This is a genomic window from Bradyrhizobium sp. BLXBL-01, assembly GCF_051853025.1.
Taxonomy (GTDB): Bacteria; Pseudomonadota; Alphaproteobacteria; order Rhizobiales; family Xanthobacteraceae; genus Bradyrhizobium.
Genome location: NZ_CP182471.1, coordinates 7502267 through 7515530 on the forward strand (window position 1 = coordinate 7502267; position 13264 = coordinate 7515530).

Genomic DNA, 13264 nt, shown 5'->3' on the forward strand with positions numbered 1-13264 from the left:
CGGCCATGACCCCGCTCCGCGCCGGCATCCTCGCGGCCATGGTCACGCTCGTGGCCGACCAAGCCTCGAAGCTCTGGCTCCTGAACGTGTTCGACCTCGCCCGTCGCGGCGCTGTGCGGGTGACGCCGTTCTTCGACCTGGTGCTGGCCTGGAACATCGGCATCAGCTTCGGCTGGCTCCAGAACGACAGCCAGGCCGCGCAGCTCACGCTGATGGCCGTCAAGGCCATTGCCGTGGTTGCGCTGGCGATCTGGATGGCGCGCTCGCACACCGTGCTCGCGACCGTCGCGCTCGGCCTGATCATCGGCGGCGCCATCGGCAATGGCATCGACCGCCTGGCCTATGGCGCGGTGGTGGATTTCGCCCTGTTCCACATCGAGATCGCCGGAAATACCTATAATTGGTATGTGTTTAACCTCGCGGACGTGGCCATCGTTGCTGGGGTGGCGGCGCTATTGTATGATTCCTTCTTGGGGGTACCCGCCGCAAAAGCGCCCTGATCCCGGCCGATACGGACCGGCAGGTGGAACCCTGCTTTTGCAAGGGTTTGAGCCGCGTGCGAGCGGCAATCTGCTACAATTTGAAACAGGTACGGTCATGCGCAGCTCGAAGACCAGTGGTTCGATGGTTCGAGACCCCCAATCGGGGGTCTGGCGGGCACTGAAATTGTCCGCCGTCGCGCTCGGCATCGGCCTCGTCATGTCGACCGGCGCCGCCCGTGCTGCTGACGATGACGACGACGACATGACCTTCGAAGAGAAGCTCATCGACGGCCTGATGTCCGGTCTTGGCGCCAAGAGCATGGGAAAACCCGGCATCGAATACCGCGAGCGTTCGCCGCTGGTCGTGCCGCCCAAGCTCGACCTGCCGCCACCCGCCGCAGCCGAGGCCGCGGCTGCGCCAAACTGGCCGAAGGACCCCGACGAGAAGCGCCGCAAGGAAGCTGTCGCCGAGCGGAAGAAGTCCGGCAACAAGGCAACGGAGTACTGGAAAAATGCCCAGCCGCTGTCGCCCGCCGAGATGAACGCCCACAAGACGGCCGCCGCCGAAAAGACCGGCAATGATCCGGCCCAACCAGGCACCAACATCGCCAATCCGACGATGAGCCCAGCCGAACTCGGATATACCGGCGGGCTGTTTAAACTGTTCAAAGGGAACGCGCCCGAGTCGAAGCAGTTTACGTCGGAGCCGCCACGCCAATCGCTGGTGGAGCCGCCGCCCGGATATCAGACGCCGTCGCCGAACTACGCCTACGGCTCCGGCCCGGATGATTCGAAGCGAACCTATTTCGACGTCCTATCCGGCAAGGAGAAGGAGCGATAACGCTCCTGCCCCGCCCCGACATTTGGGCAGCCGCGCAATTGCTGCCGGCACTGCACGCAGCTTCAGCTGCTGGCTGCTCCCGAGTTGACTAGCGTTCTCTGCTTCGTGACGCGAAGCCTCCGCCGCACGGTGTAGCATGCCGTGCCTTCCGAGCCGGAGATCCGGGCTCGGCACCTCAACCAGGGATCATGATGTCCTCTTACAGATCGGCTGCCTGCCTCCTTGCCGCGCTGCTTTCGACGAGTGTCCTCTCGGCCGGCGCCGCCCTTGCCCAGACCACCGTGACATCGGCTCCGCCCGCCAGCTTCACGCTTCCCAACGGCATGCAGGTCGTGGTGATCCCGGATCACCGCACCCCCGTCGTCACCGAGATGATCTGGTACAAGGTCGGCTCGGCCGACGAGACGCCCGGCAAGTCCGGCCTCGCCCACTTCCTCGAGCACCTGATGTTCAAGGGCACCTCGAAGCATCCGGCCGGCGAATTCTCCCAGACCGTGCTGCGCGTCGGCGGCAACGAGAACGCTTCGACCTCGGTCGACTACACCAACTACTATCAGCGCGTGCCGAAAGAGCAGCTGCCGACCATGATGGAGTTCGAGGCCGACCGCATGACGGGCCTCATCCTCAAGGACGAGAACGTGCTGCCCGAGCGCGACGTCGTGCTCGAAGAGTACAACATGCGCGTCGCCAACAATCCGGATGCGCGATTGAACGAGCAGATCATGGCCGCGCTCTATCTCAACCATCCCTACGGGCGTCCGGTGATCGGCTGGCATCAGGAGATCGAGAAGCTCGATCGCGAGGATGCGCTCGCCTTCTATCGTCGGTTCTATGCGCCGAACAACGCGATCCTGGTGATCGCCGGCGACGTCGATGCCGCCGAAATCCGACCGCTGGTCGAGCGCAATTTCGGCTCGATTCCCGCCCAGCCCGCGATCCCGGCGCGGCGGGTGCGTCCGCAGGAGCCGGAGCCCGCCGCCCCGCGCACCGTCACGCTTGCCGACCCGCGCGTCGAGCAGCCGAACATGCGGCGCTATTATCTGGTGCCCTCGGCGACCACGGCCGCGGCCGGCGAGAGCGCTGCCCTCGACGTGCTGGCGCAGCTGATGGGCAGCGGCAGCAATTCCTATCTCTACCGCGCCCTCGTCGTCGACAAGCCGCTCGCGGTCTCCGCCAACGCCAGCTATTCGAGCATCTCGCTCGACCCGACCCAATTCGCGATCTCGGCTGCGCCGAAACCCGGCGTCAGCTTCGCCGAAGTTGAACAGGCGGTCGACGGCGTCATTGCCAACGTGGCGCAGAACCCGATCCGTGCGGAGGATCTCGAACGCGTCAAGACCCAGCTCATCGCCGAAGCGATCTACGCCCAGGACAACCAGACTGTGCTGGCGCGCTGGTACGGCGGCGCGCTGACCACGGGCCTGTCGATCGAGGACATCAGGAGCTGGCCCGATCGCATCCGCGCCGTCACCGCCGAGCAGGTCCGCGCCGTTGCGCAGAAATGGCTCGAGAAGAAGCGCTCGGTGACGGGCTACCTGATCAAGGACACTGCAACCGCCAAGCGCGAGGAGAAGCGCTCGTGACCTATTCCTTCCTTCGACGCGTTGCATTCTCCGTTACTGCCGGCGCGGTCCTCGCATTCTCTGCGGCCTCGCCGTCGCAGGCCGCCGCGAAGATCCAGCACCTGATCTCGCCGGGCGGCATCGAAGCCTGGTTCGTGCAGGACGCAACCGTGCCGCTGATCGCGATGGAATATTCCTTCGCCGGCGGCTCGGCGCAGGATCCCAAGGACAAGCCCGGTGTCGCCAACCTGGTCGGCGATCTCCTCGACGAAGGTTCCGGCGATCTCGATTCCAAGACGTTCCATGAACGGCTCGACCGCCGCGCCATCGAACTCTCCTTCAGCGCCACCCGCGACACCTTCCGCGGCAGCCTGCGCATGCTGCGCGACAACAAGGACGAAGCCTTCGACCTGCTCAGGATGGCGCTGACCTCGCCGCATTTCGACACGGCCGACGTCGAACGCATCCGCTCGCAGGTGATCTCGGGCCTGCGCCGCGAGACCACCAATCCGACCTCGCTGGCGAGCCGCAAATTCCTGGAGGTCGCGTTCGGCGATCACCCCTACAGCCGGCAGAGCAACGGCAATCTCGACAGCGTGCCGACCATCACGGTCGCCGACATGAGGGATTATGTCGGCCGTGTCCTCGCCAAGGATGGACTCAAAGTAGCGGTCGTCGGCGACGTCGATCCGGCCACGCTCGGAAAGCTGCTCGACCACACCTTCGGCAGCCTGCCGGCCAAGGCCAATCTGACGCCGGTCCCCGACGTCGAGGCCGCGAAGCCGCCGCAACGCGCCTTCGTGACGCTCGACGTGCCGCAGACCGTGATCACCTTCGGCGGCCCGGGCGTGAAGCGCAGTGACCCCAGCTTCATGGCGGCCTATGTCGTCAACCACATCCTCGGCGGCGGTGGACTGTCCTCCCGACTCTATCGCGAGGTGCGCGAGAAGCGTGGGCTGGCCTATTCGGTGTACGAGTCGCTGCTCTGGATGCAGCACTCCGCGGTTTTTATCGGCAATACCGGCACCCGCGCCGATCGTGCCGGTGACACCATCGAGGCCATCGAACAGGAGGTGCGCCGCATCGCCCAGGAGGGCCCGACGCAGAAGGAGCTCGATGAGGCCAAGTCCTACCTCAAGGGCTCGCAGATGCTGGCGCTCGACACCTCGTCCAAGCTGGCGCAGGCGCTGCTGCAATATCAGCAGGACAAGCTGCCGATCGACTATATCGAGAAGCGCAACGCCATCGTCGACGCCGTGACGCTGGACGATGCCAAGGCGGCCGCCAGGCGGCTCTGGGGCCAGGGGCTGCTGACTGTCGTGGTCGGCCGGGCCCCCCAGGCCGCTGCGCAACCGGCGGCTGCGACACCGAAGTCGAACTGATCTCTTTTCTGGACGTTTTTCTGAATGGCCGGGCTCGCCCCGGCCATTTGCGTGTCGCGGCAGCGCCATTGCTGAAGGCAGATGTCCGCGGTATGTCCTGACATCACGAATGGTGCCAGCATGCTGCGGATATCCCGCGATCTCGTCATCGACGAGGACGACATCGAGATCGGCTTTGTCCGCGCCTCCGGCCCGGGCGGGCAGAACGTCAACAAGGTCGCGACCTCCGCGCAGCTGCGCTTCGACACCCGCAAGCTGACCTTGCCCGAGGACGCGGCGCTGCGCCTCGCCCGCATTGCCGGCCAGCGCATGACCAAGGACGGCGTGATCGTGATCCACGCCCAGCGCTTCCGCACCCAGGAGCGCAACCGTCAGGATGCTATCGACCGTCTCGTCGAGATCCTCAAGGAGGCCATGGTGCGACCGACGCCTCGCCGCGCGACGCGGCCGACCTTCGCCTCCAAGCAGCGCCGGCTCGAGGGCAAGAAACGCCGCAGCGATATCAAGGCGAAGCGCGGCCGCGGTTTCGACGACTAGGCAATGAAAAACCTCCGGCCGCGAAGCGACCGGAGGTTTGCCAATTCGCACGCTGGCGTCAGTAGCGCTTGCCGGTGGCAGCACCACCCGCCGCCGAATCGTCGGCCGTGCCCTTGCGCGTCGCGCTGCCGGTGGTTCCGACGGACCCCTTCGTGCCCTTGCTCGACTTCATGCCGACCTTCTCGCCGGCAGCGCCCTGCTGGGCACCGAGATCCTCATCCTCGCTGCCTGACGCACCGCCTTGCATGGGCTTGCTTTGTACGGTGCCGCCGGGCCTCGCCCCAGACGAGGTGCCTTGGGCGAGAACGGGCGTTGCAACGAGGGCCGCGAGAGCGCAAGCGATCGCAGAGGTCTTCACCAACTTCATCCATGTCTCCTGGAATGTCGCGATGAACCGTTCGGCTGCGTTCTGCACCGTTCGCCTGCACCGGACCGGTTCATCGCGAAAGAGAGTTCGAACGGCGCGGTGTGATGCAAGCTGCGCCGTGTGGTGATCGTTTAGGATTTTCGCGGCGCTTTCGCGGAATTGTGCTCCTCATATGCGGCGGCGCGGAACATGCCACGCATTCCCGACGGGCGGTGCGCGCCGAAAATGTCCCCATTTCGGGTGTGGGAAGCTCGACCTCCCCCATGCATTTGTTGCTGCGCGGCATTAGACTTGAGAATATTCGCCGAGTGAGCCTCATGCCCGTCCGCCAACTGCCAGAACAGGTCGTCAACCGCATCGCCGCCGGCGAGGTGGTGGAACGTCCGGCGAGCGTGGTCAAGGAGCTGGTCGAGAACGCCATCGATGCCGGCGCGAGCCGGATCGACGTCTTCACCGACGGCGGCGGGCGGCGGCGGATCGGCATCACCGACGACGGCAGCGGCATGACCGCGAAAGATCTTGGGCTCGCGGTCGAGCGTCACGCCACCTCCAAGCTCGACGACGAGGACCTGCTTCAGATCCGCACCCTCGGGTTTCGCGGCGAGGCCCTGCCCTCGATCGGCTCGGTGGCGCGCCTCTCCATCACCACGCGGCATGCCAGCGAGCCCCACGCCTGGGCGCTGTCGGTCGAGGGCGGCGAAAAGTCCGAGATCATGCCGGCGGCGCTGGCGCATGGCACGCGCGTCGAGGTTGGCGATCTCTTCTACGCGACGCCGGCGCGGCTCAAGTTCCTGAAGACCGACCGCACCGAGGCGGAAGCGATCCGCGAAGTGGTGCGGCGCCTCGCGATGGCGCGGCCCGACATCGCCTTCACGCTCGCCGGCGAGGAGCGCGCGCCGGTGACCTGGGCTGCGGCGCTGCCCGGCGCGGCCGGACGGTTGACCCGGCTCGGCGACATCCTCGGCGCCGAGTTCCGCAGCCACGCCATCGAGGTCCATGCCGAGCGCGAGGGCGTCGTGGTCGCCGGCTATGCTGCAGCTCCCGCGCTAACCAAGGCCAACGCGCTCGGGCAATATCTCTTCGTCAATGGCCGGCCGGTGCGCGACAAGCTCATTCTCGGCGCCGTGCGCGCGGCCTATTCCGACTATCTGCCGCGCGACCGCCATCCGGTGCTGGCGCTGTTCGTCACGCTCGATCCGCGCGAGGTCGATGCCAACGTGCATCCGGCCAAGACCGAGGTGCGCTTCCGCAATGCCGGCCTCGTCCGCGCGTTGATCGTGCACGGTTTGAAGGAGGCGCTGGCGCGCGAGGGCCGACGCACCGCCGCCAACAGCGGCGAAAGTGCGCTGTCCTCGTTCCGGCCCGCGTTCACGCCACAGCGTCCGGCGAGCTGGGATTGGCGGACCTCGCCATCCGCTCCCGTGGCGCCAATGCCGTCGTTCGATGGCGCTGCCGCACCGGCTTTCGCGGAGCGCGCGCAGGCCGCCTTCGATGTCGGCGCGCCCAGCGCGGACGTGCGGATCGAGACCCAGCCCGTCAGCGACCTCGTCGATCGCCCACTCGGCGCGGCACGCACCCAGATCCATGAGACCTATATCGTCTCGCAGACGCGCGACGGCCTGATCATCGTCGATCAGCACGCCGCGCATGAGCGCATCGTCTATGAGCGGCTGAAGGCCTCGCTCGCCGCGAACGGCGTGCAGCGGCAGATCCTGCTGATCCCCGAGATCGTCGAGATGGACGAGGCCACCGTTGAGCGCCTGCTGGAGCGCAGCGAGGAGCTGGCGTCGTTCGGCCTCGCCATCGAATCCTTCGGCCCCGGCGCGGTCGCGGTGCGCGAGACGCCGTCGCTGCTCGGCAAGACCAATGCCGGCGGCCTCTTGCGCGATCTTTCCGAGCACATGGCTGAATGGGACGAGGCACTGCCGCTCGAACGCCGCCTGATGCACGTCGCGGCGACCATGGCCTGCCACGGCTCGGTGCGCGCCGGCCGCCGCTTACGGCCGGAGGAGATGAACGCGCTGCTCCGCGAGATGGAGGAGACCCCGAACTCCGGCCAATGCAATCACGGCCGGCCGACCTATGTCGAGCTGAAGCTGAGCGACGTGGAGAAGCTGTTCGGGAGGCGGTGACGGTGCCGTAGGGTGGATTAGCCGAAGGCGTAATCCACCTCTTCTGCGTCCGCGGTGAGAGACAGTGGCGGATTACGCTTCGCTAGTCCGCCCTACGCAAAAACACAAACTCAGTGTCGTCATAAGCCCGCCGCTCCAGCTCCTCAAAACCTTCCGGCGTCGCGAACTGCGCGGCCTTGGCCTCTTCCACCACCAGCAGCGCGCCCGGCGTCAGCCAACCGCCGTCGCGCAAGGATGCGAGCGCCTTCTCGGCAAATCCCTTGCCATAGGGCGGATCGAGGAACGCCAGCGAGAACGGCTCGACGGGATGCGCGGGGCCGAGATCGGTCGCATCGCGGCGGTACACCTTGGTGACGCCGCCGAGGCCGAGGGCCTCGACATTGTTGCGGAGCAGCGCACGCGCCTCCGCACCATTGTCGACGAACAGCGTGAACTTGGCGCCGCGCGAGACCGCCTCGATGCCGAGCGCGCCGGTGCCGGCGAAGAGATCGAGCACGCGTGCATCCTGGATCGGATCGTCATAGGCGTGCACGAGGATGTTGAACACGGACTCGCGCAGGCGGTCCGCCGTCGGGCGGATGTCGCGCGAGGACGGTGAGGCGAGATTGCGCCCCTTCAACCTGCCGCCGACGACGCGCAAGCTAGTCCTCCCGCGGCGTCAGGTCGCGCTTGCCGTGATAGCCGCGTTTGGGACGCCGCGGCGGGCCGTAGCCGTTCGCCTCCATCTCGTTGCGCTCGCGGGCCTCCTCGCTGCCGGTGCGCTGCACCAGCACGCGGCGGCCCTTGCGGTCGTTGATGACGGCGCGCTTGCTGGTCGGCTTCTTCTCGCTCGGTGCGTCGTCGGCGCGCGAGGATGACTTCGAGGGCGCGTCGAACTGCGCACCCGACTTCTCGATCACCTTGTCGCCGAGCTGCTCGCGCAGCACGCGCGCGCGGATCTCCTCGACCTGGCCTTCCGGAATCTCGCCGAGCTGGAACGGGCCGTAGGAGACGCGGATCAGCCGGTTCACTTCGAGGCCGAGATGGGCGCAGACATTGCGCACCTCGCGGTTCTTGCCCTCGCGGATCGCGAACACCAGCCAGACATTGGCGCCCTGGTCGCGCTCCAGCGTGGCCTCGATCGGACCATACTTGACGCCCTCGACCTCGATGCCGTTCTTGAGCTCGTCGAGCTGCGCCTGGGTGACGTCGCCATGGGCGCGGACGCGGTAGCGGCGCAGCCAGCCGGTGTCCGGCAGCTCGAGCGTGCGCGCAAGCCCACCGTCGTTGGTGAGCAGCAAGAGGCCCTCGGTGTTGAAGTCGAGCCGGCCGATGCTGATCAGCCGCGGCAGGCCTTCGGGCAGATTGTCGAACACGGTCGGACGGCCCTCGGGGTCGTCATGCGTCGTCATCAGCCCACGCGGCTTGTGGTAGAGGAACAGGCGCGTGCGCTCGCGCTCCGGCAATGGCTTGCCGTCGACCATGACGACATCGTTCTTGGTGACGTCGAGCGCGGGCGAGTTGATCACGCGGCCATTCACGGTCACGCGGCCCTGCGTGACCATCTCCTCGGCGTCGCGGCGCGAGGCAAGCCCGGCGCGGGCCAGCACTTTGGCGATGCGCTCGCCGGCCTTCTTCGGCTTCGGCGCGTCGTCGCGGCGCGGCCGGCCTTCGAAATCACGATCGCGCTCGCGGTAGGCACCGCGGCCGCCGAAGGCCGGACGCTTCTCGAAAATTCTGCTGTCGTCCTCGTTGTCGCGGCGCGGACGATCGCGGAAGCGGCCCTCGCTGCGCGGATGCTCCTGCCAGTCCATGCGGCCTTCCGGCCGCTTCTCGCGCGAGCGGTTGAAACGCGGACGATCGTCACCGGTGCGCTCTTCCCGCGGACGCGAGAAACGCGGGCGATCATCGCCCTCGTCCCGGCGCCGGGAGAAACGCGGACGGTCCTCGCCACGGCCACCCTCATGGCGATCGTCGCGCTGACGCCAGGGCTTCTCCTCGCCGCGATCGCGGCCGCCGAAATCCTTGTTGAAGGACTTGCGCGGGCGATCACCGCGCGGTGCGCGATCACCGCGATCGAAATTCGGGCGGTCTCCGCGCGGCTTGAAGCTGCGTTCGCCACGATCCTCGCGCGGCCCGCGATCCCCACGGTCGCGTTCGCGATCCGGCCCACCCCGCGAAAATTTCCGTTCGCCGTCGAACTTGCGCTCTGGACGGTCGCCGCGCGGCGCGTAGGGCTTCTTGTCGCCGAACTTCCTATCGCTGGAGCGGCCGGCCGAGCGGGCATCGTCGCGATCCCTGCGCGGCGGACGGTCGTCACGACCATAGGACGGGCGATCACCGCGCGGCTTGAAGGGTCGCTTCTCGCCGTCACGCGAGGAGCGATCGGAGAACGGGCGATCGCCGCGCGGCTTGAAGCTGCGCTCGCCGCGCCCCTCACTGCCGCGGTCGTCGCGCTTGAAGCGGGGACGGTCACTGAAATCGCGGCGCGGCGCATCGCCCTCCTCGCGGCGGCGGAATGGACGGCTGTCACGGTCGCCACGGGGCGGGCGGCTGTCGCGCGCGCCTTTGCCCTCGAAGCCGCGCTTGGCGAATTTCTTCTCGGGCCCGCGCGGCTTGCCGCTACGGCCTTTGGCCGGGCCTCGCCGGCCGCGGGAATCGTTGTCTTTGTCGCTGTCGCGAGGCATGACTAATCTCACTTAAGGGGTGGCGCGAGCAGTGTGCGCGCTCGTTCCGAGCCGCATGCTCAGGCAAAATCGGTATCCACTCTTGCTGAAGGCGGAGCTAGTAGCAGGTTTCTGGCGATGATACGAGGCATGAAAGCCCCTTCTTTCATGGATTTGGCGCTTCTGGCGGCCGAAAATGCCGGAAAATCGGGCGAAGTTCCGATCGCCTGCGTGGTGGTCCGCGACCACGAGGTGATCGCCACCGGCGCCAACCGGACGCTGACCGACCATGATCCGACCGCCCATGCCGAGATCGTCGCGCTGCGCGCCGCCGCCGCGAAGATCGGCAGCGAGCGGCTGGTCGACTGCGACCTCTACGTGACGCTGGAGCCCTGCACCATGTGTGCGGGCGCGATCTCGTTTGCAAGGGTGAGGCGGCTCTATTACGGCGCGGCCGACCCCAAGGGCGGCGCGGTGGACTCAGGGGTTCGGTTCTTTGCCTCGCCGACCTGTCACCACGCGCCGGACGTCTATTCCGGCGTCGGCGAAAGCGAGGCGGCGCGGCTGCTCAAGGAGTTCTTCCGGGAGCGGCGGTAGGCCCTTCCCCGTCATTGCGAGGAGCGAAGCGACGAAGCAATCCAGAGTCTTTCCGCGGAGACAGTCTGGATTGCTTCGCTGCGCTCGCAATGACGCGGTGGCTCAGGCCAGGAAGAACTCGCGCAACGCCTTCGCGGTCACATCAGGATTCTCCTCCGTGAGGAAGTGCCCCGAATCCACCGGCATGCCGTCGACGTTGGTGGCCCATTGCTTCCACGTGTCGAGCGGCGTCGCGGCGGCCTGGGCGATGCCGGCGTTGCCCCACAGGATAAGCATCGGCACGGTGATCTTCTTGCCGGCTTCGAAATCGGCCTTGTCGAGGTCGTAGTCGAAATAGGCGCCGGCGCGGTAGTCCTCGCACATCGCGTGAATGCGGGCGGGATCGCGGAACGGGGCGAGGTAGTGCTCGAGCGCGCGCTCGTCGATCGCGTCCAGCGTCTTCGACTTGGTCTGGCTCGCCATCTTGAAGCGCAGGAAGAACTCGCCATTGCCGGAGATCAGCGTCTCCGGCAGCGGATAGGGCTGCGCCAGGAAGGTCCAGTGATAGATCTTCAGGGCGTAGGCGCGGTTCATCCGCTCCCAGTAATCATAGGTCGGCAGGATATCGAGCACGGCGAGCTTCGACAGCCGGCCGGGATGGTCGAGCGCGAGGCGATAGGAGACGCGGCCGCCGCGGTCGTGGCCGGCGAGCGCGAAATGCACGTGGCCGAGGCGCTCCATGACCTCGACCATGGCCTTGGCCATGGCGCGCTTAGAGTAGGGGATGTGCAGCGCATCGCTCGCGGGCATGTCGGACCAGCCGTAGCCCGGCAGGTCTGCGATGATCAGCGTGAAGTGCTCGGCGAGCTCAGGGGCCACCTGGTGCCACATCACGTGGGTCTCGGAGAAGCCGTGCAGGAGCAGCAGCGGCGGGCCCTTGCCGCCGACGCGGGCGAAGATGCGGCCGAACGAGGTGTCGATCCATTCGGCGGCAAAGCCCGGATAGAGGTCGGCGAGATCGGACATCTTGTTGCATCCTTATGGTCGTGGGGGCGCTCGACAAACAAAAGTTCGAAAACAACCCCATGCACAGTACCGGTATTATGGTCGGGGCAACTAACCCCAACTGCTGATTGCACATTCTGGATTGTAGATGTGGCGGCGCGGTGACGCGAACGTCGAGATTCCGGATCGACGCGTCGGCGCGTTTGCGCGCCGTCAAGGCGCTAATTTCTGGCCTTTTCCGCCTCCACCGCCTGCCAGCCGATGTCGCGGCGGCAGAAGCCGTCCGGCCAGTCGATGCGGTCGACGGCCTGATAGGCGCGGCGCTGCGCTTCCGTCACGGTCGCACCTAGCGCGCAGACATTGAGCACGCGGCCGCCATTGGCGAGGATCGCGCCGTCCTTCTCAACCGTACCGGCGTGGAAGATCTCGACGGTGTCGACCTCTGAGGCCTCCTCCAGCCCGCCGATGCGCGTGCCCTTCTGGTAGTCGCCGGGATAGCCCTTCGCCGCCATCACCACGGTAATGGCGGATTCCGGATACCAGCGCAGGTCGAAATTCTTGAGCTGCCCGTCGCAGGAGGCGAGCAGCGCCGGCACGATGTCGCTCATCATGCGCAGCATCAGCACCTGGCACTCGGGATCGCCGAAGCGCACGTTGAACTCGAACAGCTTTGGCCCCTGCGTCGTCAGCATGATGCCGGCATAGAGCACGCCGCGGAACGGCGTGCCGCGCTGCTTCATGCCCGCGACCGTCGGCAGGATGATCCTGGCCATGATCGCGTCGTGGACCTGAGGCGTCACCAGCGGCGTCGGCGAATAGGCGCCCATGCCGCCGGTGTTCGGGCCGACATCGTGGTCGAACACGCGCTTGTGGTCCTGGGCGGAGGCCAGCGGGATCGCCGTCTCGCCGTCGCACAGCGCAAAGAAGCTGATCTCGCGGCCCGGCAGAAACTCCTCGATCACGACCTCAGCACCGGCCTCGCCGAAGGCGCCCTCGAACATCATGGCGATGGCGTCCTCGGCCTCGCGCACGGTCTTGGCAACGACGACGCCCTTGCCGGCGGCAAGGCCGTCGGCCTTGACCACGATCGGCGCGCCCTGGCTCTGCACATAGGCGCGCGCATCATTGGCATTGGTGAAACGCTTGTAGGCGCCGGTCGGAATGCCGAACTCGGTGCACAGCGCCTTGGTGAACCCCTTGGAGCTTTCGAGCTGGGCCGCCACCTTGCTCGGGCCGAACGCCTTGATGCCGGCTTTGGTGAGATCATCGACGATGCCGGCCGCGAGCGGCGTCTCCGGCCCGACCACCACGAGCGCGACCGCGTTCTTTTTGCAGAAGTCGATCACGGCGCCATGGTCGGCGACATCGAGCGCCACACATTCCGCCTCCCTGGCGATGCCGGCATTGCCGGGCGCGCACCAGAATTTGGTCACCAGGGGAGAGGCTGCGATCTTCCACGCCAGGGCATGTTCGCGGCCGCCGGAACCGAGCAGGAGAATGTGCATCGAAGGCTCAGGATGAGGGGTTTTGCTGGGGCGGAGGTCGCACGAATCGGGGCGTATGTGAAGGGGGCCTCCTCAAGCAAAAATGCACGACGCGATGTTTCAGAGGGCGGAAACGGCCCAATCGTCCATTTTGATTGCTTACAACCCCTGCTTAAAGCCGCAAAGATGTTAAATACTTTTCTTCCCGCCGAACGAGTTGCTCCGTGCACTATATACTGGTGCGCCGGTCT

At 66.5% G+C, this 13264-nt stretch carries 12 protein-coding genes; 7 read left to right on the top strand and 5 right to left on the bottom strand.

Annotation, left to right across the window (positions count from 1 at the left end):
- Nucleotides 1–5: 5 nt before the first annotated feature.
- The 5 genes from lspA to arfB all read left to right on the top strand — a co-directional run bounded on the left by lspA (nt 6) and on the right by arfB (nt 4804).
- Entirely contained in the window at nt 6–500 is a 495-nt protein-coding gene (gene lspA / locus ACNJYA_RS34725) for a signal peptidase II (protein WP_212259353.1), read from the top strand.
- A 97-nt stretch (nt 501–597) separates the two neighbouring features.
- Entirely contained in the window at nt 598–1323 is a 726-nt protein-coding gene (locus ACNJYA_RS34730) for a hypothetical protein (RefSeq protein WP_172788787.1), read from the top strand.
- Nucleotides 1324–1511: 188 nt separating this feature from the next.
- Nucleotides 1512–2906, top strand: a complete 1395-nt coding sequence (locus ACNJYA_RS34735; protein WP_439364658.1) for a M16 family metallopeptidase — start codon at nt 1512–1514, stop codon at nt 2904–2906.
- Nucleotides 2903–4267 carry a M16 family metallopeptidase gene (locus ACNJYA_RS34740; RefSeq protein WP_439364660.1) on the top strand — a complete coding sequence of 455 codons (1365 nt, stop codon included), beginning with the start codon at nt 2903–2905 and terminating at the stop codon, nt 4265–4267. The genes ACNJYA_RS34735 and ACNJYA_RS34740 overlap by 4 nt, the downstream gene beginning before the upstream one ends.
- 120 nt (nt 4268–4387) lie before the next feature.
- Nucleotides 4388–4804, top strand: coding sequence for an alternative ribosome rescue aminoacyl-tRNA hydrolase ArfB (gene arfB, locus ACNJYA_RS34745; protein WP_172788784.1), 417 nt, complete (start codon nt 4388–4390; stop codon nt 4802–4804).
- A 58-nt stretch (nt 4805–4862) separates the two neighbouring features.
- On the opposite strand, the gene ACNJYA_RS34750 is transcribed toward arfB, so the two are convergent.
- Nucleotides 4863–5171 carry a hypothetical protein gene (locus ACNJYA_RS34750; protein WP_439364661.1) on the bottom strand — a complete coding sequence of 103 codons (309 nt, stop codon included), beginning with the start codon at nt 5169–5171 and terminating at the stop codon, nt 4863–4865.
- 317 nt (nt 5172–5488) lie between these two features.
- Between ACNJYA_RS34750 and mutL the strand changes: the two genes are divergently transcribed.
- The gene (mutL, locus tag ACNJYA_RS34755; RefSeq protein ID WP_439364662.1) at nt 5489–7303 is read left to right on the top strand and encodes a DNA mismatch repair endonuclease MutL; all 1815 of its coding nucleotides are present in this window, start codon (nt 5489–5491) and stop codon (nt 7301–7303) included.
- A gap of 82 nt (nt 7304–7385) precedes the next feature.
- On the opposite strand, the gene rsmD is transcribed toward mutL, so the two are convergent.
- Together rsmD and ACNJYA_RS34765 are read right to left on the bottom strand one after the other, a co-directional pair.
- The gene (gene rsmD / locus ACNJYA_RS34760; protein ID WP_439364664.1) at nt 7386–7943 is read right to left on the bottom strand and encodes a 16S rRNA (guanine(966)-N(2))-methyltransferase RsmD; all 558 of its coding nucleotides are present in this window, start codon (nt 7941–7943) and stop codon (nt 7386–7388) included.
- A 1-nt stretch (nt 7944) separates the two neighbouring features.
- Nucleotides 7945–9969, bottom strand: coding sequence for a pseudouridine synthase (locus tag ACNJYA_RS34765; RefSeq protein ID WP_439364665.1), 2025 nt, complete (start codon nt 9967–9969; stop codon nt 7945–7947).
- Between the two features lie 117 nt (nt 9970–10086).
- Here ACNJYA_RS34765 and ACNJYA_RS34770 point away from each other — a divergent pair, with 117 nt between their 5' ends.
- The gene (locus ACNJYA_RS34770; RefSeq protein ID WP_439364667.1) at nt 10087–10545 is read left to right on the top strand and encodes a nucleoside deaminase; all 459 of its coding nucleotides are present in this window, start codon (nt 10087–10089) and stop codon (nt 10543–10545) included.
- Between the two features lie 102 nt (nt 10546–10647).
- Here the strand turns inward: ACNJYA_RS34770 and ACNJYA_RS34775 are convergent, their stop codons facing one another.
- Together ACNJYA_RS34775 and purD are read right to left on the bottom strand one after the other, a co-directional pair.
- Nucleotides 10648–11550: an alpha/beta fold hydrolase gene (locus tag ACNJYA_RS34775; protein WP_439401561.1), complete on the bottom strand. Its 903-nt coding sequence runs from the start codon at nt 11548–11550 to the stop codon at nt 10648–10650.
- Between the two features lie 200 nt (nt 11551–11750).
- A complete protein-coding gene (gene purD, locus ACNJYA_RS34780) occupies nt 11751–13034 on the bottom strand; it encodes a phosphoribosylamine--glycine ligase (RefSeq protein ID WP_439401562.1) in 1284 nt (427 codons plus the stop codon).
- Nucleotides 13035–13264 lie beyond the last annotated feature (230 nt).

Bases quoted from the DNA above. Each gene is read 5' to 3' on its own strand.
- purD (WP_439401562.1), bottom strand. From the start codon at position 13,034: ATGCACATTCTCCTGCTCGGTTCCGGCGGCCGCGAACATGCCCTGGCG.
- ACNJYA_RS34730 (WP_172788787.1), top strand. From the start codon at position 598: ATGCGCAGCTCGAAGACCAGTGGTTCGATGGTTCGAGACCCCCAATCG.
- ACNJYA_RS34775 (WP_439401561.1), bottom strand. From the start codon at position 11,550: ATGTCCGATCTCGCCGACCTCTATCCGGGCTTTGCCGCCGAATGGATC.
- mutL (WP_439364662.1), top strand. From the start codon at position 5,489: ATGCCCGTCCGCCAACTGCCAGAACAGGTCGTCAACCGCATCGCCGCC.
- ACNJYA_RS34770 (WP_439364667.1), top strand. From the start codon at position 10,087: ATGATACGAGGCATGAAAGCCCCTTCTTTCATGGATTTGGCGCTTCTG.
- ACNJYA_RS34750 (WP_439364661.1), bottom strand. From the start codon at position 5,171: ATGAAGTTGGTGAAGACCTCTGCGATCGCTTGCGCTCTCGCGGCCCTC.
- arfB (WP_172788784.1), top strand. From the start codon at position 4,388: ATGCTGCGGATATCCCGCGATCTCGTCATCGACGAGGACGACATCGAG.
- ACNJYA_RS34765 (WP_439364665.1), bottom strand. From the start codon at position 9,969: ATGCCTCGCGACAGCGACAAAGACAACGATTCCCGCGGCCGGCGAGGC.
- lspA (WP_212259353.1), top strand. From the start codon at position 6: ATGACCCCGCTCCGCGCCGGCATCCTCGCGGCCATGGTCACGCTCGTG.
- ACNJYA_RS34735 (WP_439364658.1), top strand. From the start codon at position 1,512: ATGATGTCCTCTTACAGATCGGCTGCCTGCCTCCTTGCCGCGCTGCTT.